Origin of the sequence: Streptomyces sp. A5-4 (assembly GCF_051131715.1) — a bacterium.
Lineage (GTDB): Bacteria > Actinomycetota > Actinomycetes > Streptomycetales > Streptomycetaceae > Streptomyces.
Genome location: NZ_CP178591.1, coordinates 4643581 through 4666291, shown reverse-complemented (window position 1 = coordinate 4666291; position 22711 = coordinate 4643581). Strand labels below are relative to the sequence as shown.

Annotated in this window: 26 protein-coding genes and 2 pseudogenes; 12 read left to right on the top strand and 16 right to left on the bottom strand. The window is 69.3% G+C overall.

Annotated features, from left to right (window positions below):
- The first annotated feature begins 321 nt into the window (after positions 1-321).
- Positions 322-855 (top strand): hypothetical protein, encoded by a 534-nt coding sequence (locus ACLLJJ_RS21670; RefSeq protein ID WP_434594090.1) that lies wholly within the window; start codon positions 322-324, stop codon positions 853-855.
- A 347-nt stretch (positions 856-1202) separates the two neighbouring features.
- On the opposite strand, the gene ACLLJJ_RS21665 is transcribed toward ACLLJJ_RS21670, so the two are convergent.
- Complete coding sequence (locus ACLLJJ_RS21665) at positions 1203-1520, bottom strand: DUF427 domain-containing protein (RefSeq protein WP_434594088.1); 318 nt, start codon at positions 1518-1520, stop codon at positions 1203-1205.
- 163 nt (positions 1521-1683) lie between these two features.
- Between ACLLJJ_RS21665 and ACLLJJ_RS21660 the strand changes: the two genes are divergently transcribed.
- On the top strand, positions 1684-2004 hold the full coding sequence (locus ACLLJJ_RS21660; RefSeq protein ID WP_434594086.1) for a hypothetical protein: 321 nt from the start codon (positions 1684-1686) through the stop codon (positions 2002-2004).
- A gap of 73 nt (positions 2005-2077) precedes the next feature.
- Here ACLLJJ_RS21660 and ACLLJJ_RS21655 read toward each other — a convergent pair whose 3' ends face one another.
- Genes ACLLJJ_RS21655 through ACLLJJ_RS21620 form a run of 8 tightly spaced genes read right to left on the bottom strand, consistent with a single transcriptional unit; the run spans position 2078 to position 10499 of the window.
- Positions 2078-3262 (bottom strand): FAD-dependent oxidoreductase, encoded by a 1185-nt coding sequence (locus ACLLJJ_RS21655; RefSeq protein ID WP_434594083.1) that lies wholly within the window; start codon positions 3260-3262, stop codon positions 2078-2080.
- 29 nt (positions 3263-3291) lie between these two features.
- A complete protein-coding gene (locus tag ACLLJJ_RS21650; RefSeq protein WP_434594080.1) occupies positions 3292-4968 on the bottom strand; it encodes a radical SAM protein in 1677 nt (558 codons plus the stop codon).
- Between the two features lie 42 nt (positions 4969-5010).
- Entirely contained in the window at positions 5011-5739 is a 729-nt protein-coding gene (locus ACLLJJ_RS21645; RefSeq protein ID WP_434594077.1) for a TIGR04283 family arsenosugar biosynthesis glycosyltransferase, read from the bottom strand.
- Positions 5736-6410, bottom strand: a complete 675-nt coding sequence (locus tag ACLLJJ_RS21640; RefSeq protein ID WP_434594075.1) for a TIGR04282 family arsenosugar biosynthesis glycosyltransferase — start codon at positions 6408-6410, stop codon at positions 5736-5738. The genes ACLLJJ_RS21645 and ACLLJJ_RS21640 overlap by 4 nt, the downstream gene beginning before the upstream one ends.
- A complete protein-coding gene (locus ACLLJJ_RS21635) occupies positions 6407-7195 on the bottom strand; it encodes an MTAP family purine nucleoside phosphorylase (protein ID WP_434594072.1) in 789 nt (262 codons plus the stop codon). The genes ACLLJJ_RS21640 and ACLLJJ_RS21635 overlap by 4 nt, the downstream gene beginning before the upstream one ends.
- Before the next feature lie 3 nt (positions 7196-7198).
- On the bottom strand, positions 7199-8632 hold the full coding sequence (locus ACLLJJ_RS21630) for a radical SAM domain-containing protein (protein ID WP_434594070.1): 1434 nt from the start codon (positions 8630-8632) through the stop codon (positions 7199-7201).
- The gene (locus ACLLJJ_RS21625; RefSeq protein WP_434594068.1) at positions 8632-9093 is read right to left on the bottom strand and encodes a MauE/DoxX family redox-associated membrane protein; all 462 of its coding nucleotides are present in this window, start codon (positions 9091-9093) and stop codon (positions 8632-8634) included. Before ACLLJJ_RS21625 ends, ACLLJJ_RS21630 begins: the two co-directional genes overlap by 1 nt.
- Positions 9090-10499, bottom strand: a complete 1410-nt coding sequence (locus tag ACLLJJ_RS21620; protein WP_434594066.1) for a dihydrolipoyl dehydrogenase family protein — start codon at positions 10497-10499, stop codon at positions 9090-9092. The genes ACLLJJ_RS21625 and ACLLJJ_RS21620 overlap by 4 nt, the downstream gene beginning before the upstream one ends.
- A gap of 264 nt (positions 10500-10763) precedes the next feature.
- On the opposite strand from ACLLJJ_RS21620, the gene ACLLJJ_RS21615 reads away from it, so the two are divergent.
- The 3 genes from ACLLJJ_RS21615 (at position 10764) to ACLLJJ_RS21605 (ending at position 13621) form a co-directional block, all read left to right on the top strand.
- Positions 10764-11543, top strand: coding sequence for a class I SAM-dependent methyltransferase (locus ACLLJJ_RS21615; RefSeq protein ID WP_434594063.1), 780 nt, complete (start codon positions 10764-10766; stop codon positions 11541-11543).
- A complete protein-coding gene (locus tag ACLLJJ_RS21610; RefSeq protein ID WP_434594061.1) occupies positions 11540-12289 on the top strand; it encodes a TVP38/TMEM64 family protein in 750 nt (249 codons plus the stop codon). Before ACLLJJ_RS21615 ends, ACLLJJ_RS21610 begins: the two co-directional genes overlap by 4 nt.
- A 252-nt stretch (positions 12290-12541) precedes the next feature.
- Positions 12542-13621 (top strand): methyltransferase domain-containing protein, encoded by a 1080-nt coding sequence (locus ACLLJJ_RS21605; RefSeq protein ID WP_434594058.1) that lies wholly within the window; start codon positions 12542-12544, stop codon positions 13619-13621.
- Between the two features lie 61 nt (positions 13622-13682).
- Here ACLLJJ_RS21605 and ACLLJJ_RS21600 read toward each other — a convergent pair whose 3' ends face one another.
- Positions 13683-13994, bottom strand: coding sequence for an anti-sigma factor family protein (locus ACLLJJ_RS21600; RefSeq protein WP_434594055.1), 312 nt, complete (start codon positions 13992-13994; stop codon positions 13683-13685).
- Positions 13995-14153: 159 nt separating this feature from the next.
- On the opposite strand from ACLLJJ_RS21600, the gene ACLLJJ_RS21595 reads away from it, so the two are divergent.
- From ACLLJJ_RS21595 to ACLLJJ_RS21575, 5 genes and pseudogenes are all read left to right on the top strand, one after another.
- A complete protein-coding gene (locus ACLLJJ_RS21595; RefSeq protein ID WP_434594053.1) occupies positions 14154-14711 on the top strand; it encodes an RNA polymerase sigma factor in 558 nt (185 codons plus the stop codon).
- Positions 14712-14752: 41 nt separating this feature from the next.
- On the top strand, positions 14753-15031 hold the full coding sequence (locus ACLLJJ_RS21590; RefSeq protein ID WP_434594051.1) for an anti-sigma factor family protein: 279 nt from the start codon (positions 14753-14755) through the stop codon (positions 15029-15031).
- Positions 15032-15393: 362 nt separating this feature from the next.
- A complete protein-coding gene (locus tag ACLLJJ_RS21585; protein ID WP_434594048.1) occupies positions 15394-16194 on the top strand; it encodes a haloacid dehalogenase type II in 801 nt (266 codons plus the stop codon).
- 13 nt (positions 16195-16207) lie between these two features.
- Entirely contained in the window at positions 16208-16840 is a 633-nt protein-coding gene (locus tag ACLLJJ_RS21580; RefSeq protein WP_434594046.1) for a transposase family protein, read from the top strand.
- A gap of 21 nt (positions 16841-16861) precedes the next feature.
- Positions 16862-17620, top strand: a pseudogene (locus ACLLJJ_RS21575) (ISAzo13-like element transposase-related protein); the annotation flags it as partial.
- A gap of 88 nt (positions 17621-17708) precedes the next feature.
- Here ACLLJJ_RS21575 and ACLLJJ_RS21570 read toward each other — a convergent pair.
- Positions 17709-18248 (bottom strand): winged helix-turn-helix domain-containing protein, encoded by a 540-nt coding sequence (locus ACLLJJ_RS21570; protein ID WP_434594043.1) that lies wholly within the window; start codon positions 18246-18248, stop codon positions 17709-17711.
- Between ACLLJJ_RS21570 and ACLLJJ_RS21565 the strand changes: the two genes are divergently transcribed.
- Positions 18222-18695, top strand: coding sequence for a transposase (locus ACLLJJ_RS21565; protein ID WP_434594040.1), 474 nt, complete (start codon positions 18222-18224; stop codon positions 18693-18695). The two genes, ACLLJJ_RS21570 and ACLLJJ_RS21565, sit on opposite strands and share 27 nt — an antisense overlap.
- 45 nt (positions 18696-18740) lie before the next feature.
- Here the strand turns inward: ACLLJJ_RS21565 and ACLLJJ_RS21560 are convergent, their stop codons facing one another.
- Entirely contained in the window at positions 18741-19199 is a 459-nt protein-coding gene (locus ACLLJJ_RS21560) for an IS3 family transposase (protein ID WP_434594037.1), read from the bottom strand.
- Here ACLLJJ_RS21560 and ACLLJJ_RS21555 point away from each other — a divergent pair.
- On the top strand, positions 19192-19668 hold the full coding sequence (locus ACLLJJ_RS21555; RefSeq protein ID WP_434594035.1) for a hypothetical protein: 477 nt from the start codon (positions 19192-19194) through the stop codon (positions 19666-19668). The genes ACLLJJ_RS21560 and ACLLJJ_RS21555 overlap by 8 nt on opposite strands.
- Before the next feature lie 78 nt (positions 19669-19746).
- Here the strand turns inward: ACLLJJ_RS21555 and ACLLJJ_RS21550 are convergent.
- From ACLLJJ_RS21550 to ACLLJJ_RS21535, 4 genes and pseudogenes are all read right to left on the bottom strand, one after another.
- A pseudogene (locus ACLLJJ_RS21550) lies at positions 19747-19899 on the bottom strand (IS5/IS1182 family transposase); the annotation flags it as partial.
- 273 nt (positions 19900-20172) lie between these two features.
- The gene (locus ACLLJJ_RS21545; RefSeq protein WP_434594033.1) at positions 20173-21105 is read right to left on the bottom strand and encodes an amino acid ABC transporter permease; all 933 of its coding nucleotides are present in this window, start codon (positions 21103-21105) and stop codon (positions 20173-20175) included.
- On the bottom strand, positions 21102-21767 hold the full coding sequence (locus ACLLJJ_RS21540; protein WP_434594032.1) for an amino acid ABC transporter permease: 666 nt from the start codon (positions 21765-21767) through the stop codon (positions 21102-21104). Before ACLLJJ_RS21540 ends, ACLLJJ_RS21545 begins: the two co-directional genes overlap by 4 nt.
- Before the next feature lie 74 nt (positions 21768-21841).
- Positions 21842-22681: a glutamate ABC transporter substrate-binding protein gene (locus ACLLJJ_RS21535; RefSeq protein WP_434594029.1), complete on the bottom strand. Its 840-nt coding sequence runs from the start codon at positions 22679-22681 to the stop codon at positions 21842-21844.
- Between the last annotated feature and the right edge of the window lie 30 nt (positions 22682-22711).

The window sequence follows — 22711 nt, the reverse complement described above, 5'->3', positions numbered from 1 at the left end:
GTAAAGTGATTCCCAGGAAAACCTTGCCGACCACGCGCACCGGAGGAATCTCATGGCCGACCCACCCCGCACCCCCGACACCGGCGCAGGGCCCGAGCCTGGATCGCCCCCGCGCATGCCCCGCTGGGTGAAGTGGCCCGCCATCATCATCGGCGTCCTGATCCTGCTGTTCGTGGTCCTTCGGATCGCCGGCGTTGGCGGACAGCATGGACCCGGGCGACACGCGCTGGGATCCGATCAACCGCCCAGCACCGCCACAGCCCAGAACGCGCCGTCCGAGAACGGCGCAGACGGCCACGATCCATCCAGGCGGAGCATCCGATGATCACGTCACCCCGCCTCCGCAAGGTCGTCCTCACCACGCACGTCACCACCTCGGTCGGCTGGCTCGGCGCGGTCGCCGCCTACATAGCTCTTGATGTCGCCGCTGTGACCAGCCAGGATGTTGAGACGGTACGTGGCGCCTACCTGGCGATGGAGGTGACCGCCTGGTATGTCATCGTCCCGTTGGCCCTCGCGTCGGTACTTGTCGGGGTGGTCAACTCGCTGGGCACCCCGTGGGGCTTGTTCCGGCACCATTGGGTCCTGGCCAAACTCCTGCTCACTCTCTTTGCCACCACCATCTTGCTGGTGGAGACGCAGACCATCAGCTCCCTGGCAGAAACCGCAGCGTCCGGTGCGGATCCTCGCGAGCTACCTGGCTCGCTGTTCCACTCCATCGGCGGCCTGGTGGTACTGCTCGTCATCACGAGCCTCTCGGTGTTCAAGCCACGAGGCCTGACGCGGTACGGGTGGCGTAAGCAGCAGGAGCAGCGTCGCCAGCAGCACGAGCAACCTCCCTTGCCCCTGCCATAGCCACGACTGCTCCTGGTGGCGAGCGAACCGTCTGATCCACCAAGACATCGACCCCGGCCCCACCCCGCATGACGGCCATTTCGGCTGGCGCCTGAGGCCGAGGGCCGGTCCGGCTGCGGGAAGTCATCGAGCGCCCAGAACACCTACGACACGGCCGACGAGCCGGGCCGGCACCCGAACCACGCACGCCGCGACCCTCCGCTCTTGTTGCTATGCCCAGCAATGCCCGTGTTGTCGTCGGCGGTTCCGGGCCGGGTTTCATGAGGGGCGGGCGAGGGCGGGGGCAGGCGGGGCGGCCTGACCATCCCGAGGACTATCCGCGGCAAGATCGAGGAACGCGAAGGGGGTCAGCGGCTCCGCGTCGCCGACTTCTTCTCTCGGGTTCCTTCGATGGTGACGCCGTTCCAGAAGGCGACGTGGTTCTTGATGCGGCGGGCGAGTGGGCTGGGGTGCGGGTAGTACCAGGCGGCGTCCGGGTTGGTGACGCCGTTAACGGTCACGGAGCAGTAGCGGGCGACGCCCTTCCACGGGCACAGCGACTTGGTCGGGCTTTCGGTGAAGTACTCGCGTTCAAGGGCCTCGGGCGGGAAGTAGTCGTTGCCTTCCACGCGCTTGGTGCGGGGGGTTTCGGCGATGACGACACCGTTGAAGATCGCTCGCATCATGGCTGCTCACACTCCTTTCGCTCCAGGGTTGTTACGGGAACCCGGTGGGCTTGGTCCGGGCTTCCGTTTCACAGCGCGGGTCGTGGAAGGTAGCCGCGCCCTCGGCGGGTTTCCCTTCCGCACGGCCCGCTCGGGCAGTTGTGAGTCGATAGAGGCAATGTAGATGTCCAGGATTTCGGTCCATACGGTCGACAGCGCTCCGGAGCAGAGCTGTGAAGCACTGCGGGTGCTGGAGAAGCGGTTCGGGAAGCTGCTCGACATCCACGCGGAGATGGCGCATTCGCCGGTGGTGCTGACGGCGTACGCCGCGATGAGTGACGCGATCGCGGAGCACGGCACCTTCGACGCCCGTGCGCGGGAGGCCGGACATCCAGACGCCCATGCCGATGCCTCCGACGACACCGGCCGCGGCGCCCCAGGCGGCGTACAACGGCATGACGGCGGCTCTCGGCGATACCTGCGCGGTGGTTGCCATGATGTATGACCTCTCTGTCTGGGTGTGCCTTCCTCGCTCATCGACGCTATGACCAGTGCATGGGGAAGGTATGTGACCACGCTTACGTACCGGCAGGTAGCAGCAGTGATTCTTCGGCGTACGCGGCAGTGAGCTGGGCGATCTGCTCGTAACCAGTGCGCAGCAGAAAGGTGTTGAGGCGGCCGTAGGACTTGGCGCCCAGGATGAAGAAGTGCGGCTCGGGATTGCGCAGCGCCTCGATCCCGACGGACGGCTGGGCGAGACAGTCCCCGCCCGCGGATCCGAGCAAGGCGGCGGAGAGGTTCATCGGGGCGCCGGTGGCGTAGCACTCGTGGACCTGCAACTGCCGGTAGAGGGAGGCGTCGCCGGTGTATCCGGTCAGCGCCACGACGTGGTCGCAGACGATCTCACGCGGGCCGCCCTCGGTGGTGAGGGAGGCGCGGACCCGGTCGCCGACGGGGCTCAGGGCCTGAACGTGGGCGCCGGTGTGGACGGTGACGCGGTCGTTGGCGCCGTCGGCGAGGGCCCGGGAGATGTCCACGAGGTGCTGTCGGCCGGGCAGCGTGTCGTCCGGTACGGCGCCCCAGTCGGGCGCCGGACCGCGCACCGCCCACTGGATACGGGTGCCGGGCAGGGTGGCGAGTTCGCGGGCGGCGGTCTGGGCGGATTTTCCGGCGCCGACGAGCAGGACGGTGCCCGCCCAGCGGCCGGGGTCGCCGGTGTCCGGAAGGGTACGGGTGATGCGCTCGGCGAGGGCGCGTTCGCCGGGGGCGGGGATGCCGCCGGAGCCCAGGGTGTTGGGGTGGGAGTAGGTGCCGGTGCAGTCCAGGACGAGATCCGCCTCGGCGGTGTCCTCGCCGTCGGGGGTGTCCAGGAGGAGGGCGAAGGGGGCGGCGGCACGGGTGTCGGTGCCGATGTGCTCGTGTTTGAGCAGGCCGGTGCGGGCGATGCCAGCCACGCGGGTGCGTAGCCTGATCCGGCCTTCGAGGGCGGGCAGTGCGGCGAGCGGGTCGAACAGACGGGTGGCCAGTTCGGTTCCGGTGGGGCAGTCGTCGCCGGTCGGGGCGTCCGGCAGGTGGGTCCGCATCCGGCCCGAGACGTTCAGGTCCCAGGGGGTGAAGAGGCGGGCATGGCCCCAGGCCCGCACGTGGGCGGCGACTGTCTCCCCGGCTTCGTAGAGGGTGAACGTCCATCCGGCGTCGGCGCAGGCGAGAGCGGCGTCGAGGCCGACGGGTCCGGCGCCGAGGATCGCGACGTGTCGCTGCATGGTGGACTTCCTTTCAGTACGCGTACGTCTCAGATGGCGCAGTTGACGGGGCGGGGCAGGGTGCCGTCGGTGAGGCGGGCGGCGAAGAACCGCTCGGTGACCAGCTGTTTGCCCGTGGTGAGCGGGGTTCCGGTGGGCGCGAGATGGAGATCGGGGCTGGTGGCGAGGTCGGCTCCGGCGGGGTGCCAGTGCAGTCCGTCTGCGGTGACGGTCAGTTCGGGGATGCTGGAGTCCTCGCCGATCTCCACCCCGGTCTCGGCGAATCCTCGGCGCAGTAGCGGACGTACGGCGAAGTGGTCGGCGGGCAGGCCGAGTCCGGCCAGCAGCTCGGCGACCGCGGGGACCTCGTCTGTGTTCTCCGGGGTTTCGGTGAGGGCGACGCGCGGAGGCAGTCCCAGGCCGATCAGGTGGCGGATGCCGTCGAGGGTGCGCTGCCAGGAGCCGGAACCGCGGTGGAGGTCGTGGGTGTGGGCGGTGGCGCCGTCCAGGGACGTCTGGACGGTGAGCTTGCGGTCGGCCAGGTCCGCGAGGCGGGCGGCGCGGCGGCCTCGCAGCAGCATCGCGTTGGTCATCACGACGGTGGGCAGCTCGGCGGAGGCGTAGTCGAGGAGGCCGACGATGTCGGGGTGCAGGAAGGGCTCGCCACCGGTGAGATACAGCTCGGTGAATCCGGCCTGTACGGCCTCGTCGACCAGGGCGCGGAAGGTTTCGGTCGGCAGGGTGCGGGGAGTCGCCTTCGGGGAGGAGGCGACCGCGCAGTAGTCGCAGGCCAGGTTGCAGTGGAAGTTGGTGTAGATCCACAGCCGGGATGGGAAGTAGGGGGTGCCGAACAGCGGGACCACCGGCCGGTCGCCCTGAAGGGCCCGGGGCGCGGTCTCTCCCCAGCCGTCGTCCGCCGGGCGAAAGGCGGAGGGCAGGGTGGAGCGGTAGAGGTGGTAGCGGCCCCGGGAACGCTCACGCGGCGGCAGGATCTCCAGGCAGGTGGTCCACCAGCCGGTCTCGATGGTCTCGGCGAAGATCTCGGGGAGCCCGGCGGCGCGCATCGAGCGGGCCTGCGCCTGCCAGTCGTACGCGAGCGGGATCAGCTCGGCGGTGACGTGCCCCTCGGAGAGGTCGAGCATCGCGTACCAAACTTCGCGGCGGCCGTCGTTGGCGGGTTTGCCGAGCACGCCGACGTTGACGGCGAGGGTGTCGCCAATGCGTCGCTGCCAGGGCAGACCACTGTGGGTGCACAGCACGACGTCGGCCCCGGACGCCTCGGCTCGCGGGCGGTGCTGCTCCTCGGGGAGCGACTCCCACCAGAAGTCGTTAAGCGCCAGCGTCGAACCGTGGACCATGTGGACGTCGACGCCGTCGATCGTCTCCCGGCGCTCGGTTGACAGGGTGCCCATCCAAGCGGCGAAGTCGCGGCCGGTGGTGGCGAGCGTGTGGTCGTAGATCAGCTGGGCGTACTCGTTGTCCTTGGCGTCGCGGTAGCCGCAGCCGCAGTCGGTGTCGCCCCGGGCGATGGCCACGTCGTAGTTCCCAGCGACGCACTCGACGGTGTTGTCGGTGAGGATCGGCCATAGGGAATCGACCTCGGCGCCGAAGCCGCCGAGGTCGCCCAGACAGAACAGCCGCTCGGCGCCCCGGGCACGGGCGTCGTCGACGAACGCCTGGAGGGCGTACGGGTTGCCGTAGGGCCCTCCGCAGACTGCGATGCGCATGGGATCGGTCTCCAAGGTGTCGAAGCGAAGCGAAAGGGGCGTTCAGGTGCGACTGGTTCCTGCCGCTCTCGGGGTTCTGTTCGAAAAGAGGCGGGGACCTGCGGTGTAGCGGGCGCGGATGGCTTCGGGGTCGACGCCGGCGAAGTAGAGCAGTTTCAGGTACTGCATGAAGGCGATCATGCGCCAGGTCCCGGGGGCGACCAGGCGGCGTGAGGAGGCTGTCGAGGTGGCGGGCAGCAGGCTCAGCCGGCCGCGGCGGTGCAGGCGCCGCGACATCTCCAGGTCCTCCATGATGGCCAGGTCGGGGAATCCGCCGAGGGCGTCGAAGACAGTGCGGCGGATGAAAATGGCCTGGTCGCCGAAGATGTGGTGGAGGCGGCGGGCGCGGGCGTTGGATGTCCACGCGAGGTAGTTCAGGCCGGGTGTGCGGCGGTCGAAGCGGAGAGTGAGACCGCCTCCGACCACGGCCGGGTCGGCGAGCGCGGCCCGGATCTGGCCCAGAGCGCAGGGATCGACGACGGTGTCGGCGTGGACGAACCACAGGATGTCACCGGACGCGTGCCGGGCCCCCTCGTTCATCTGCTTGGCCCGACCGCGCTCACTGCTGATCACGGTGGCGTGCAGAGCGGCGAGTTCGACGGTGGCGTCGGTGGAGCCGCCGTCCACGACGATCAGCTCGCAGTCGGGGAAGTCCCGGCACAGGCGGCTCACCGCACTGTGGATCGTGGCCTCTTCGTTCAGTACCGGGACGATGATGGACACCTGTGTCATGGCCTCTCCCCGGGCTGGAGCAGGGCGGCGATCGGCGTGGGCAGCGCCGGATCCGTCAGGAGCGCGGCGGCGTCCTCGGGGGTGTCCAGGTCCCGCAGTGGACGCAGCATTCCCACGCTCAGCCCTTCGCCGTCGGCGAGGGCGCGGGTCGCCGCGAGAACTCGGCCCGTGCTCCAGACCTCCGGGTCGAGGGCGAAGAGCGAGGTACGGGCCGCCCGGACGCCGATCAGGTAGTAGCCACCGTCGAGCGCCGGGCCCAGCGCCACGTCATGGTGTTCCAGGGCGGCGAAGGCGGCGGTCAGGTGGCCGGCGGTGAGGGTGGGTGCCACGGTGCCGATGCCCAGCAGCGGGCCCCCGCCGTCGGCGAAGGCGTCGGTGACGGCCGCGGCGAGGCGCTGTCCGAGGTCTTCACCGCGCTGGACGAGCAACCGGACGCCGGCCGGCACCGCCGTGCTGATGGCGTCTTCGCCGTCGTCCGGCGCGTGGGCGAGGTAGGTGCGCGGGGTGTGGGCGGTGGCCAGTTCCATGGTGTGGCGGATGAGTTCGGCCTGAAGTGCGGCGCGGCGCAGTGGGCTCAGCAGGGGATGCGGCCGGGTCTTGACCGTGCCGGGCCGGGGCGGTTTCGCCATGACCAGGATCGCCGGAGTGCCCCCGTGGCCGGCGGCGTTCACGCGTCGAACCGGTAGACGAAACCGGCCCCGCTCACGGCGCTCAGGGAAGGAAGCGCGTGCCCGGCCAGCGTCGCGAAGACCTCCTTGCTCGCCTCCATGCGCTCCAGCAGTGCCTGCACCGGTTCCGGTTCGGCGGCGACGCCGTTGGCGTAGTCGGTGACGAATCCGACCAGCGCCATGGGCAGTTCGGCCTCCCCGGCCAGGACGACCTCGGGGCCTGCGGTTTGGCTGATGGCACGGACCCCGGCGGCGGCCAGGGCGGCGACCTCCGGGCGCGAGTTGAAGCGGGGGCCGTCGACGTGCCCGTACACACCCCGCGTCGCGACAGGCACTCCGGTCTGCTCGGCGGCGGTGATCAGCGCTTGGCGCAGTGGTTCGCTGAAGGGCCGATCGAAGATCCAGTGGCCGCGGCCTGCCTCGCCGGGGGTGTCGTACCAGGTGCAGGGGGTGCCGTCGGGCAGCCGGTTGGCGGGGAAGTACAGGTCGTCGAAGACCACCAGCGAGCCCGGCGGCAGCTCCTGGTCTACGGAGCCGCAGACGGTGAACGACACCACCGCCTCCACCTCTCGGGCCAGCAGGGCGGCGAGGTTCGCCTTGTGGTCGACCTGGCTGGAGAGCCGGTGGTGACCGGCGCCGTGCCGGGACAACTGCACGATCTCCACATCCCCCAGGCGTCCCTCGGTGACGGTCACCTCCCCGTGGTCCGTGACGACGGTCCGCTCCGCCGCCCCTTCCAGATGGGGCCAGTCGTAGCTGCCGGAGCCGGTGATCACGCCTATGCGCATGGACTACTTCTCCTTCGGTGACGTGCCGGACGGGCGGCCGGCGGTGGTGCGGACCTCGACGATCGGGAGCAGGGTGCGCAGCGCCGCGTTCTCGGCCGGGTCGAGTACGGCGTGCTGCACGCAGGCGGGAACCAGGATGCCGTCCTCGGGGTGGGCCATGGCGTAGTGGCAGGCGGCCAGCCGCTCCTGGGTCTCGCGCAGCCGGGGCTCCGCGGCCTGCTCGCCTCGCTGCATCATCTCCCAGGCCGGGGCGACGACATCGGCGTCCATGAACTGGTGCATGACGAACGTGACCGGGCGCACCCGCATCCGGTGGCGGGCCAGCCGCAGCAGCCCGACGCGGCGCATGGTACGGGCCAGCCAGCGCAGTGCCGTCACAGCCGTGGACGGGTGGCGGGCGACCACCCGCAGGAGCCTGGCGGCGAGGAGGGCGGGTGGGGTGCCGGTGAAGGTGATCCTCCCGAAGTAGCGGAAGAACGCGTCGCGTACGGCGAGGTCGCGCGGGTCGCCGCCGTCGAGGAACGGGTACCAGCGGCGGCCGACGTAGAAGCCGTAGGCGGTGCGGTTGCAGCGCACATCGCCGTTCTCGAAGACCCGGTAGTCCAGCCGGGTGCCGGCGCCGCGTTCGATCTCCGCCCACACCGCGTCCGGGGTCGCCTCGCGGAACTTCTCCTTCCAGCGGCGCTCGTCGCCGAGGAAGGCTGCGGGCTGGAAGGAGAACATGCCGTAGCCCATGGCGTGGCAGTCGCGGATCACGCTCGCGACCTCGTCGAGGTTGCCCGGGGTGATGGTCATGTTGTGGGCGAGGAAGAACCGCACTCCGTGCTCGCGCCGCAGACGGGCGAACATGGCGGCGAACCGCGCCCGGTACGGGGTCAACGCCTTCTCGTTCGGCGGGCGTTCGATGCCGCGCCGGCCGTACATGAACTTGTCGAAGTGCGCGGCGAAGGACAGCCGGTCAAGGCGCCGTGTGCCGTCCTGGTCGAGTGCGAGCTGGGTGAGGTAGTCGTCGTCGAAGTCGCCGTGGGTGAAGCTCATCGGTTCCCGGCCGTGCTCCCGCATGATCGCCAGGGCGGCGGCGTGGTCGTCGGGGGTGAGTAGGCTGACCTCGCCGCCGATGAGTTGGGTGTGGGCGCGGGGGCCCCGCAGCTGACGCAGAAGGCGCATCTGCGCGGCGATCTGGTCGTGGGTGTGCGGGCCGTCGACGCGTACCTGGTTGGCGTCCCTCGAGTGGTAGCAGGGGGTGCACTTGAGGTTGCACTTGGGGAAGACGCCGTGGGTTCCCTCGCAGCCGACGCCGTGCCGGCCGAGGATCTGGCCGGGGGTTCTGGCAGCGTCGGGGAGTTCCGCCCAGCGGCGTTCCATGGCCTCGGCGAACTCGGTGTCGTAGGGACGGGTGGCGCGCTCAAGGGCACGCAGGGCGGGGATGATTGGCATCAGTGGGTCTCCTGCTGTGTCTGGGCTGCCGTGGACGCCCGGATGGTGAGGGGGGCGGCGCGGACCCGCCGCGGTCCGCGCCACAGCAGCCAGGCGTACAGCAGCATCAGGGCGTCCTCGACGAGTACGTACCAGCGCAGCGGCTGGGCGGCGTAGGTGCCGAAGCAACCGCAGTTGTCCAGGACGAGCCCGCGGGCGAACGCCTGGGCGGCCAGGGCTGCCCATACCGCCGCGACGCCGGTGTACAGCCAGACGGGCCTGGCGGCGCGGGAGCGGGGCCGGGCGAGGAACCAGGCGGCTGTCACCGCCTCAGCGCTGATCAGGGCCACGGCCAGAGCGGTCGAGGCGGCGCCGGACGTCAGACCGTAGGTGGTCAGGATGGTGGGCATCGCGTCGAACGAGGCGAGCTGGCCGAGCGCCATCGCCGCGAGGACGGCGCCCAAGGCGATGCGGAGGATCACCGGAGCACCCCTCTGCGGAGCTTCAGCAGCGCCCCGATGGCGCCGCTGCCCCGGGCCAGGCGGGCGTAGACGTCGGCCAGTGCCGTATGCCAGGGCCCGTCGGCGTACGTGGGGTAAGGGTGCACGGTGCGCGCGTAGTCGGAGGGCGTCCAGCCCAGGCGTACCGCCGCCGCCAGATGGGCGATGGTCTCCCCGGCCCTCGGTGACACCACCGTGGCTCCGACGATCTTCCCGCGCGGGCCCAGCACCAAGGTGGTGAAACCCTCGGTACGGCCGTCGGCGACCGCCCGGTCGACCCGGCCGTTCTCCAAGGCGTGGACGCGGGCGCTGTCGCCGTACTTCTCGCGCGCCTCGTCGGCGGTGAGGCCGACCCGGGCGACCTCCGGATCGGTGAACGTCACCCAGGGAACCGCCCGGTAATCGACGGGGCGACGCACCCCCAGCAGAGCGTCGGCGGCGGCCGCTGCACCCTGCGTGCCGCCCAGGTGGGTGAAGTCAGAGCGGCCGGTCACGTCACCGGCGGCGTAGATCCGGTGGTTGGTGGTGCGCAGCCGGTCGTCGGTGCGGACATCACCGGTCTCGGTCAGCTCCACACCGGCCGCCTCCAGGCCGAGGCCCCGAGTGTTGGCGCGGCGGCCCGTGCCGGCCAGCAGCGCGTCGTACGGGAGAGGGCCACCGGGCCCGTGGACGGCATCGGCATCGACTCTCTCGGCGCGGTAGCCCGTCAGCACGGTGACGCCCTCGGCCTCCAGCCGCTCGCGCAGCACCTGTGCCGCCCGGGGTTCCTCACGGGGCACCAGGCGGTCCATCGTCTCCACGAGGGTGACCTGCGAGCCGAGCCGGGCGAACGCCTGGCCCAACTCGCAGCCAATGGGTCCGCCGCCCAGTACCACCAGGCGGCGCGGGAGTTCGGACAGCTCCCAGACGGTGTCGCTGGTCAGCGGGTCGGCCTCGGCCAGGCCGGGGACCGGCACCAGGGCCGGCGAAGAGCCGGTCGCGATCAGGGCGTGGCGGAAGGAGATCTCCCGGTCGCCCACCGTCAGGGTTCTTGGGCCGGTGAAGGACGCCGCGCCGTGCGCCACCTCGACTCCGAGCGGGGCGAGCGCCTCGGCCGAGTCGTGCGGCTCGATCGCACCGATCGCCCGCTTCACCTCCCCCATGGCCGCCGCGAGGTCGGCCGGGCCCGAGACCGGCGGGAGCCCATAGGCAGCGGCGCGCCGGGCCGCCTGCACGTCGGAGGCGACGTGCAGCAACGCCTTGCTCGGTACACACCCCGTCCACAGACAGTCCCCGCCCAGCCGGTCCCGCTCGACGAGCAGCGTCCGGGCGCCGAAGCGCCCGGCGGTGCGGGCCGCGGTCAGCCCGGCGCTGCCGCCGCCGATGACCACCAGGTCGTACCTACTCATGGTTCGGGCTCTCTCCAGTCGGTGCACCGTCGTGCAACGGCCGGTGCGCGATCGTGGGACGCGAGGGAAACCCGGTGAGACAGCCGGGGCCTTCCCTTTCTCAGCCCCACGATCACGGCCAGGAAGGCCGACCCACGTCATCCGTTCGCGTCCGGCGTGTCCGGCGTGTCCGAAACGGAATGGGGGACCGGCCCGGCAGGGTTCCCGATGGCGAAGGCAGGGGGCGAGCAGTCCCCATGCGTCGGAAGAGAGACGAGGGGCTGGATGGACGAACCGGACTGGCGGCGCTTCATCACCGCTTACCACCAGGCGCACCCCGGTATCACCGAGCAGCTCTTTTCCTTGGCCGACACCTCCCCCTATGCCTGGCTGGCCGAACCACTGCGCGGCACCCGCGGCCCGGTCCTCGACCTGGCCTGCGGGTCCGCACCCACCCGCGATGAGCTCCCGGACGCCGACTGGGTCGGGATCGACCTGTCGGCGGCGGAACTCGCCGAAGCGGCGCGCCGGGGCCGCGGGCCGCTGGTCCGCGCCGGCGCAGACGCGCTCCCGGCCGCCTCAGCGAGCGTCGGCGCCGTGTGCGCGGCCATGTGCCTGCCGGTCGTCACCCCCCTGCCGCAGGTCCTCGGCGAGATCCGGCGCGTGCTGCGCCCTGGAGGAACACTCGCGGCGCTGGTGCCCTCCCAGTCCGGGCTCTCCCCGTCAGGCATGCTCGCCTGGGTTCGGGTGATGGGGGCCCTGCGCGCCGTACGCCAGCCGTGGCCCAACCCGCAGGCTCGCGACGGTCTGCCTGCCCTGCTGCACACAGCGGGCTTCCGCGTCCGTGCCGACGAGCGACGCGTCTTCACCCTCACCATCGACTCGGCCGAAGCGGCGGCCCTGCTGGCCGATGCCCTGTATCTGCCCGATCTGACACCTGACCGCTCCCAGGCTGCCAAGCGTTCCCTGGCGCGGTGGGCGGCCTCGGGGCGACGCCTGGAGCTGCCGCTGCGCCGCGTGGTGGCCGAACTTCCCGCCGATCAACCGTCACAGGAGCCGCTATGAAGCACCAGGCAGTCCGACCGCCCACGACCGAGCGCTCGCTGTCCGATGCGACCGGGGACGGGCCGGCGCCGCCGCCCGCGCGCGCGGCGTGGATACGGCTGGCCTTCCTCGTGGTCCTGCTGGTGGCGCTCGGGGCCGGGGTGGCACTGGGAGGCGGGGACCTGCTGCGCGAGGTACGTCAGTGGGTCGACTCGCTCGGCATGTGGGGGCCGGTCGTCTTCGCGGTCTGCTACGCCCTGGCGGTGACGGCGCTGCTGCCCGGCTCGGTACTGACCGCGTCCGCGGGGGCGCTGTTCGGGCTGCCGCTGGGGGTTGGTGCGGTACTCGTGGGAGCGACGGCGGGTGCGGCCCTGTCGTTCGGCCTCGCCCGCTGGCTGGGGCGTCCGGTCGTAGCCCGCTATGCCGGCTCGGGGCGGCTGTCCCGGCTGGACACCTACCTGACACGCCGCGGGTTCACGGCCGTGCTGCTCGTGCGGCTGGTGCCGCTGTTCCCGTTCTCGGTGATCAACTACGGGGCGGGGGTGGCCGGTGTCCGCTTCTCCTCCTACGTGACGGCCACGGCCTTGGGCATCATCCCGGGCACCGTCGTCTACACCGGGCTCGGCGGTTCCCTGGGCGACCCCGGCTCTCCCGGGCTGTGGATCGCGCTGGGCGCTCTGCTGGTGCTGAGCGCGGGCGGCTGGTGGGCGGCACGGCTGGTCCGCTCCCGCAGCGTCGAGGCCGGCGCGACTGCCGGTAGCCGGTGACGACCCGGGGGACGCCGACGACGAACGCCCCGTGAGGGAGGAAGGCCGTGCTGATGTGGAGAAGCCCACCGCGCCTCGGAGCGCGCCCGACGGCATCAGCCCTGTGCACCGGTGGTTGATCCCCGCTGGCCTGAGAGCCGTCCGGATCACGGCACAGCGGAGGGGGAATGACAACCGCCGCACAGCGGGTTCCCGTCGCGGTCCCGGCGAACCACCGGCCGGAGCACGAGAGATCACTCATCAGGGAGAGACATGGCGACGATCGACGTATCCCCGGGGCAGCAGACGCCCCTCTCGTCCGTGGCGGAATCGGTCAGGGACTACTACGGAAAGGTGCTCGCCTCCTCTGCGGACCTGAAGACCTCGGCCTGCTGCACGGACACGGCACCGCCGCCCCACATCGCCGCGGCTCTCGCGCAGGTGCACGACGAGGTCATGGAGCGTTTCTACGGCTGCGGTTCGCCCATCCCGCCCGGACTTGACGGGGCCACTGTGCTCGACCTGGGCTGCGGAAGCGGGCGGGACGTCTACGTGCTGTCCCAACTGGTCGGGCCCACCGGCCGGGTGATCGGCGTCGACATGACCGAGGAACAGCTGGCGGTGGCGCGCCGCCATCAGGACTGGCACGCCGAACGGTTCGGCTTCGCCAACACCGACTTCCGCCACGGCTACATCGAAGACCTGGCCACGGCCGGCGTCCCGGACACCTCCGTGGACGTCGTGGTCTCCAACTGCGTCCTGAACCTGTCGCCGGACAAGCCGCGCGTCTTCTCCGAGATCTTCCGCGTCCTCAAGCCCGGCGGCGAGCTGTACTTCTCCGACATCTTCGCCGACCGCCGCCTGCCCACCCCCCTCCTCGACGACCCCGTACTCGTCGGCGAATGCCTCGCCGGAGCCCTGTACACCGAGGACTTCCGCCGCATCCTGGAACGCGCCGGCTGCCCGGATGCCCGCACCGTCAGCGCCTCTCCGGTGGAGATCAGCGACCCGGACATCGAGCGGAAGATCGGCTTCGCCGCCTTCACCTCCCGCACCGTCCGCGCCTTCAAGCTCCCTCTGGAGGACCGCTGCGAGGACTACGGCCAGGTCGCCGTCTACCGCGGCACCATCGCCGAGCACCCGCACGCCTTCGAACTGGACGACCACCACCACTTCCGCACCGGTAAGCCGATGCTCGTCTGTGGCAACAGCGCCGACATGCTCGGCGCCACCCGCTACGCGGCCCACTTCACCGTCACCGGCGACAAGAGCCACCACTTCGGCCTGTTCCCCTGCGATCCCGTGGACGGGGCAGCCGTGCCGGCCATGGGCGCACCGTCGGGCTGCTGCTGACCGGCACGCCGGGCCACCGGGACGCCTGGCCGCCAGGGATCGCGCGCGGGATCGGTGTCCTTCAACGGCGGGGTCGATCCTGGCCCGGCGGCGTGGTGAGGTGATGAGCGAAGCGCCGTACCCGGGCCGACGCGAGAGACGGCGGTGTCCGCTGGGGATGGTGCCGGAGGGACGCCTTGACCAGCCGCAGCAGTTGCAGACTGCCGCTGCATGCCCAGCAGCAGGCGATGTGGGCGGCCACCCGCACGCGGTGCGCACCTGTGAGCTGCCCGTCGACGTACGCTTCCACGTCACCGCGCAGCCGCACATGCCGTATTTTCTCCCGGCACTCGGCCCACACTCGCCCCGGCCCGGGAACGCGCTGCCATTTCATACAGCGGAAACCCGTCCCGCGGCACGCGGCATTCCAGCTCCCGCACAAGCTCCTCCTCTCGCCGCTGACCACAGTGGCGCCGGGGACCTGAAAGCAGAAGGATGAAGAGGATGGAATGCGGGTCCGGGGAGAAGGGGTTTCCAACGTGTGGAAGACGAAGTGACAGCGCCGCCTGACCCCGCGGACCCTCGGGGTCAGGCGTTCGCCGCCTATGTGCTGCCGGAGGTGGAGGTACTGCTGCGGGTGGCGATGACGCTGACCGCGCAGCCGGCGGATGCCGAGGACCTCGTGCAGGACACCCTTCTGCGGGCCTACCGGGCCGTGGACCGCTTTGACGGAAAGCATCCGCGCGCGTGGCTGCTGACGATCATGCGGCGGGCCGAGATCAACCGTCACCGCCGCCGCCGTCCTCATCTTCTGGACGACCCGGACACCGATCTGGACCGGCTCAGTTCCACGGGCCCCAGCGGGTCGGCGGAGGAGATCGTGGTGGGTGAGGTTTTCGACGAGGTGGTGGACGAGGCCCTGCGCGCGTTGCCGGACAAGCACCGTCATGTGGTGCAGCTGGTGGACATCGACGGCCTCACCTATGCCGAGGCCGCCCGCTTGCTGGACGTACCCGAGGGCACCGTGATGAGCCGGCTGCACCGGGCGCGCAAACGGATACGGGCGCGGCTGGCCACGGCAGGACTGGTACCGAAGCGAGGTGTGATGTGAAGAGGCGTCCATGGTGGCGGCGTGCGGCTGCCGAGCGCCGAATGAACTGTCTGCAGGTCGCCCGCGTGCTGCAGTCCTACCTCGACGGCGAAACCGACGAGGTCACCGCACGCCGGGTCTCGGCGCACCTGGAGGACTGCCGCCGCTGCGGCCTGGAGACGTCCGTCTACCAGGAGATCCACAACGCGCTGGCCCGCCGCACGGAGCCCGACAGCCAAGCGGTGGAGCGCTTGCAGGCGTTCGGCGCATCGCTCCTGAGCGACCCGCCGACCGGAGACGACGACGCGGAACACGGCACGACGCCTGCGACAGGCCCGTAGAGAACTCTCCAAGAGGACGGCTTCTCAGCGGCTCCCAAAAGAACAAGACGCCTTCGCTTGGGGAGCAGGAGCGCTTCCCGACGGGGTGTGGATCGTCCATCGCCGGAGACGTGCCACTTGTGCTGGGCCGACCGGCGGTGTGCACGGCGCGCGCACGGACCGATGTGAGGGTCGGCTTCATGGCCGTGCTCGACGCTGGCTCCGCACTGGCCCGGACCTGCTGACCGGACTGCGGGGCTCTTAGCTATTCGGAAGACGGCGGGCGTGCCGCGACTGCGCCGCGTGCGTACGCTCAGATCAGGGCACAGAAGGGCTTCTACAGGCAACTGGCAATTCGTTCGCCTATAACTTTGGAGGACATTGTGCCGCGCCAGAACGCCCGCGACGTGCTCGTGTTCGATGTCAACGAGACGCTCAGCGACATGAGCCCGCTGGAGAGCCGCTTCGAGGAGATCGGCGCCCCGCCGTCCTTGTTCCGTCTCTGGTTCGCAGGCGTCCTCCGTGATGGCTTCGCACTCACCGCTGCCGGAGCGTTCGCGGAGTTCTCCGCCGTGGCGCGAGAGGGATTGCGGGGGTTGTTGCCGAGCGTGCCAGGGTGGTCCGGCGACGTCGAGGAGGCGGCCGGTCACGTGCTGGACGGGTTGTCCCGCCTGGAAGTGCACCCGGATGTGCCCGACGGTGTCCATGCTCTTCGAGAGGGGGGATTCCGGCTGGTGACCATGACCAACGGCAGCTCGCAACTCAGCGAACGGCTCCTTTGCCGAGCCGGGCTCACGGACTGCTTCGAGGGCCATCTGGACGTGAGCGGGCCACGCCGCTGGAAACCGGCCCGAGCTGCCTACCAGTACGTCGTGGAACAGACAGGAGTACGTCCGGACGAAGCAGTGATGGTGGCAGTTCACCCGTGGGACATCGACGGTGCACAGCGCGCGGGACTCCGCGGCGCCTGGCTGCGGCGGGGAGCGGCGCACTATCCGCAGGTCATGCTGAGTCCCACGTACACGGCCGAGGACCTACGGAACTCGGGCAGGCGGATGCTCGCCGACGGCAGCTCCGCCGTCCTCCTCGACCGTCGTGGGTCCATCGACTGGATGTGCGTGCCGCGCTTCGACAGCCCGGCCCTGTTCGCGCGCCTGCTCGACCCGGTTCGGGGAGATCCATGAGAGCGTGCAGGGCTTGGAGTCCAACCTCATCCGCACCCAGCGCCGAGCTGGGAAGGCCGACCGGCGCAACTACTCCGGCGAGCACCGCAGCCACGGCCCGCACTTCCTCGCCCTGACCGACGAAAACGGCCGCTTGATCTGGATCTCCTCCACCCGGCCCGGCCGCACCCACGACAACACCGCCGCCCGCAACGACCACATCCTGGCCCACCTGCGCACCGCCGGCTTCGGGGCGCTGGCCGACCTCGGCTTCCGCGGCCTGGACAACGACCTGCGCGACCCCGTGATCGTCACCGGCCACACCGCCAGCCGCACCCACAAACTCACCCCCGGCCAGAAGACCGCACACCGCGCCCTCGCCGTCGGACGGGCACCCGGTCGAGCACAGCTTCACTCACCTCAAGAACTGGCGGATCCTCACCAAACCCCAAACCGATCCAGACCGCGCCACCCAGCTCCTGCGCGCTCTGCTCGTCCTGACGAACATCGCATCCCGCTTACGACACTCCGACAAGACCTCGTCCACCAGCTCGGGCGTCACCCACCGCGTGACCAACCCCAGCCGCACTCGCTCAGATACCCCACTCCACGGATGCGCACCAGTCATAACGCCGCGACGCTCAGCCCGTCGCTACGAACTCTATGAACCCTCAAACAACGGCATTGGCCAGGTACTTCAAAATGGAACAAGATTGAGCACCGGCTGTTCTCCCACATCACCATGAACTGGCGTGGCAGGCCGCTGACCAGCCACGAAGTCATCATGAACAGCATCGCAGCAACGAAGACCCGCACCGGACTGACGGTGCACGCCGAACTCGACACCACCGCCTACGAGACCGGAGTCCGGATCGGTGAATGACAGGCGGACGCCCTGCCCCTGCGCCGCCACGAGTGGCACAGCGACTGGAACCACACCCTCCGCCCGAGGCGTTCGCCCAGGTCAATGACGCGCCGGACCCCTTCGACCAGCCCAGCCCCGATTCGACCAGCCCAGCCCGACCTCGCCTGGCTCTGGCACCCCGCCCTGACCGGAATACCGGCCCAGCAATGGGACACGTTCATCACCACGCTGACCGCGCTCCACGAAGACCAGCGTGAGAAGAACCTGGACAAACGCCGCGGCCACCGCCCACGGCTCCAGGCCCCCGGCACCGGCCGACGCCCCATACTCGCCCTCGCCGACCGACTCCTGGCCACCGTCCTCCACCAGCGGCTCGGCCTGCGCCAAGTCGCCGTCGCCACCCCCTTCGGCGTCCGCCCCGAGACGATCAACAGGCGCCTCCGCGATATCCGCCAGCTCCTGAAGACGATGGAGCACAGCATCGCGGCCGCAGGCTGCCAACTCGCCACACTGGCAGACCTCTACGACCACGCGAGCGCGGTCGGCATCACGTTCCCGCCGGAGATCAAGACGGCGAGTTAATGCTCCGCAGGCCCAAACGCAACGGCGTTGCTGTCCAAGTCGACAACGCCGCTCATTGGGTAAAGGAATCTCCCCCAGTCCCTGATCGCTACGGCGTGGCAAGGGGGACGTACTTGTAGCCCACGCCGACGGCCGTCGCGATGACCTCCCGGTACTGCGGCCCGAGCCGTCGGCGCAGCCGGGCGACATGCACATCCACAGTGCGCTCACCGCCGGGTGAATCGGGCCATATCGCTGCAATGAGCTGGCGGCGCGTATGGACATGATGCGGCCGAGAGATGAGGTAGGCCAGCAGGTCGAACTCCAGTCGCGGGAGATCGAGTTGGCGCCCGGCGACATGGACCGTGCGAGCACCGCAGTCGACCTGAACCGGGTCCGACAGCACGACGGGCGCTGCGGCCAGTTCGGCTCCGACCAGCGGGGCGGGCCCGGGCGACGGTACGAACACGAGGTGCACCTCGGAGTCGCTCTGGCGCACCGCGACGGGGACGTACCCCTGAGCGGCGAGCATCCATCGCCCGCCGGAGATCGGCTCGACGGTCACCGCGGGGTTGGCGGGTGGCCGACCCGACAGGGTGCGCTCTCCTGAGCCGGCTGGACGGTGCACTGTGAAAGTGCCTGCGGGCATTGGCTACTCACTCCCGTCGGGACGTGCGGAGCAGACGTTCACGGCATACGGCATGCCGACGCGAGCGAGGCCCCTGGCGGTGGACCAACGGTTGATCGGCACGCCTTCACTTCCCGTGAACGGGCGCGACAAACACTACACGTGATGACCCAAGCGCGGAAAGTGAACTCCAGGCACGAAGTCCCCGCCCGACAAGCTCACCTGGATCGCCGCCACTACGACGCGATCCGCGCCGCTCTGACCACCGGCATGAGCAACCGACTCATCGAGTCGACGAACACCAAGACCCGCCTGATCATCCGCCGCGGCTTCGGCCTCCACTCGCCGACGCCATCATCGCCCTCGTCAATCTCACCCTCGCCGGCGACAAGCCCACCCTCCCCGACCGCCGACTCACCACAAAGTGACCCACACATACGGCAGGAGAGCCGAAAAGGCTTGAGGTGACTGAGGGGCCCTGGGCTTCTCGGACAGCGGTGTTGAGGGTTCTCGTTATGCCGCCGCCTGCAACTCCTCGTACTCGGCGTGGACTTCTGCGGGAGTCTTGTAGCCGAGTCCGGAGTGGAGGCGCTTTTGATTGTAGAACATCTCGATGTAGCGGACGATCGGCCGGCGGCCATGTGCGCGTGTTGCGACCGCAGTTCGGTGCACGAGTTCGTTTTTGAGGGCGCCGAAAAATGATTCAGCCATCGCATTGTCCCAACAGACACCGGTGCGGCCGACCGACGTCCGTAGGCCCAACGAGCGGAGCTTGCAACGAAGTTCCCGGGACGTGTATTGACTGCCGCGATCGGAACGAAATATGCAGCCTTCGGCGAGGTCGATGTTCCGGGCCGCCATATCGAGTGCATCCGATATGAGAGAGGTCTTCATATGGTCGGTCATCGCCCAGCCGACCACAGCTTTGGTGTGGCAGTCGATGACGGTCGCGAGATAAAGGAACGTGACCAACTACGGCGCCCTCGCCACCTGCCAGCTCCTCAACACCGCCTGCGTGGACACCTTCGTCACCGGCCAGGTCCTCGCCGCGCTGGCCCCCGCCGCGGTCGAGGTCTCCCTGACCGCCGCCGGCCAGGTGCTGGCCGAGCGTGCCGAGCTGGAGAAGGTGTGGTCGCAGCGGCTGGAGCGGGCCGAGCACGATGCCGACCGGGCCCGCCGCTGCTACCACCTTGCCGAACCGGAGAACCGCCTGCTCGTCCGCCAGTTGGAGAAGGACTGGGAGAACGCACTCGCCGCTCAGCAGAGACTCCGTGAGGAACACGACCACTTCACCCACACCAGCCCCGCACCCTCAGCCCCGCCGAACAGCAGACCGTCACCGATCTGGCCAGCGACATCACCGGCCTGTGGAACGCGGAGACGACCACGGTCAGGGACCGGAAGGAGATCATCCGCGCGATCATCGACAAGATCGAGCTGACGGTGATCGGCACCAGCGAGCGGGTGAAGGTGACCATCATCTGAGCCGGTGGCACCACCACGACCGGCGAGGTGGTCCGGCGTCCACGACGTGGCGGAAGACGCCCCGGTCGGGAACCCGGTGGCGGTGGCACCCCCATGGATGCGCCGGATCGAACTCGCGCCGGTCAGGAAGCAACGCGCTGAACTGGTCCCGCAGCGGTTCGAACAGGGATGATGGAACGGTAGGCACGAATCCTCCGGCGATCGCTGAGCTTCGAGAGCTTCATAAACGCGAGAAGTCGTGCCTGCGAGCCATCGCTCTGAGCCGCACCTGGCCGACACCTTGGAGAACGAGAGTCTGTGGGCATATTCGGCTCACGGCAGGCCATCGTCCGTTCACCGAGTAGGTCGGTCGCAGCACACGTCGTCACTGACTCCCGGTTTGTACCGCGCTGCCGGTCGTCGCCACGGCATCGGACGGAAAGTCCTGCTGCGGCTGAGCGGCGGTCATCGCGGCCGATCGCTACTTGCTGGAGGTACCGCCCGCTCCGCCGAGATCGTCATGGCTCACGTGCTCGCCCGGTGTCGCCAGCTGGTCGACCGCGTCCGCGCCGACCACCGCGCCGGTGGACTTCTTGCCGCGCCTCAGCTCGCCTTCCAACCAGCTCGCGAAGGACGTGAGCGCGAAGTTCAGCACGACGAAGATCACCGCGACCACGGTGAAGCTGGCGATGGTGTTCGCACCGTAGTTCGCGCTCATCGGGCGGACCGACGCCAGCAGCTCGGAGAAGCCGAGCAGCGCGCCGCCCAGTGCTGTGTCCTTCACGATGACCACCAGCTGGCTGACGATCGCCGGCAACATCGCGGTGACCGACTGCGGCAGCAGCACGTGGCGCATGACCTGGTTCTTGCGCATGCCGATCGCCTTGGCCGCGTCGGTCTGGCCCCGGGGGAGGGACAGGATTCCGGCTCGTACGATCTCCGCGAGTACGGAGGCGTTGTAGAGGACAAGACCGGTGACCACGGCGTAGAGCGGCCGGCTGTCGGGGCTGATGTCGGTGAACTCGGAGTACGCCGCGTTCGCGAAGAGCATCAGGATGAGCACCGGGATGGCGCGAAAGAACTCCACGACGGTGCCGGCCGCACCCCGCACCCACCAGTGTTCGGAGAGCCGGGCGATGCCGAACAGCGCTCCGAGCGGCAGCGCGATGACCATGGCCAGCGACGCGGCGATGAGCGTGTTCTTGAGCCCCGGCAGGAGGTACGTCTCCCAGGCGCGGGAGTCCGCGAAGAAGGGCCGCCATTTGACCCACGCGAGTTGGTTCTTGTCGGCGAGGCTCTGGACCACCCACCAGATCAGGGCGGCGAGGGCGACCAGGAACACCACCGTGAGCAGCACATTGCGCCGTTTGGCACGCGGCCCCGGGACGTCGTACAGGACGGACTGCTCGCTCATCGCCTCACCGACACCTTCTTGCTCACCCAGCCGAGAAACAGCCCGGTCGGGAGGGTGAGACAGATGAATCCGAATGCGAAGAGGGCGGAGATGAGGATGAGTTGAGCCTCGTTCTCGATCATTTCCCGCATCAGCGCCGCCGCCTCGGCGACACCGATCGCGGCGGCCACTGTGGTGTTCTTGGTCAGGGCGATCAGCACGTTCGCCAGCGGGCCCACCACGGAACGGAAGGCCTGTGGAAGGACGATGAGCCTCAGCGCCTGGGTGAAGTTCAGGCCGATGGCACGCGCCGCCTCCATCTGGCCGACGGGCACCGTGTTGATGCCGGACCGCAGCGCCTCACAGACGAACGACGAGGTGTAGGCGATCAGCCCGAGTACGGCGAGCCGGAAGTTGATCGTCGTGAAGTTGTCGGCGCCGAGACTGACGCCGAGTGTCTGGAACAGGCCCAGCGAGGTGAAGACGATGATCACAGTGAGAGGGATGTTCCGGACCACGTTGACGTAGGCGGTGCCGAAGCCACGCATCAGGGGCACAGGGCTGACGCGCATGGCAGCCAGTGCCGTTCCCCAGATCAGGGCGCCGATGGCGGAGTAGAGGGTGAGCTGCACCGTCACCCAGAAGGCGGCCAGCAGGTCGTAACCCTCGAGAAAATCGAACACGGTCTCCCGGCCTTCCGCGTGAGTGAAGGGCGACGCGCGCCGCTTCGAGGGCGGCGCGCCGTGAGTCACCCGCTTCAGCTGACGATGACGCCGATCTTCGGCGCGGGCTCGTTCTTGTAGCCGGCCGGGCCGAAGTTCTTCTTGACGGTCGTGGCCCAGGAACCGTCCTTGACCATCTTCTCCAGGGCGGTGTTGATCTGCGCCTTGAGATCGCTGCCCTTCTTGACGCCGATGCCGTAGTTCTCGTTGCTCAGCTTGAAGCCGCCGAGCTTGAACTTGCCCTTGAAGTCAGGCTGAGCGGCATAGCCGGCGAGGATTGAGTCATCGGTGGTCAGGGCGTCGATGACCTTGTTCTCCAGACCGGTCAGGCACTCCGAGTATCCGCCGTACTCCTGCAGCTGAGCCTTCGGCGCGATCTTCTCCTTGACGTTCTGCGCCGAGGTGGAGCCTGTGACCGAGCAGAGCTTCTTGTTGTTGAGGTCCTCGGGCTTCTTGATGGAGTCGTCGTCCGCCCGGATCAGGACGTCCTGGTGTGCCAGGAGGTAGGGGCCAGCGAAGTCGACCTTCTTCTCGCGCTCGGGGTTGATCGAGTACGAGGCCGCGATGAAGTCGACATCGCCGCGCTGGAGCAGCGTCTCGCGGTCGGCGCTCTTGGCTTCCTTCCACACGATGTCGCCGGAGTCATGTCCGAGCTCCTTGGCGACGTACGTGGCCACGTCGACGTCGAAGCCCGTGTACTTGCCGTCCGGCGTCTTCAGGCCGATGCCCGGCTGGTCGAACTTGATGCCGATGGTGATCTTCTTGTCGCCCGAGCTCGTGCCGCCGCCGTCGTCGTCGTCCGAGCTGCAGCCGGCGGCGGTCAGGGACAGCACGAGCGCGGCGGCGGCCGCCACAGTGACCTTGTGAAGCTTCATGGTGATCATTCCTAGTGCTCAAGGGTCAGG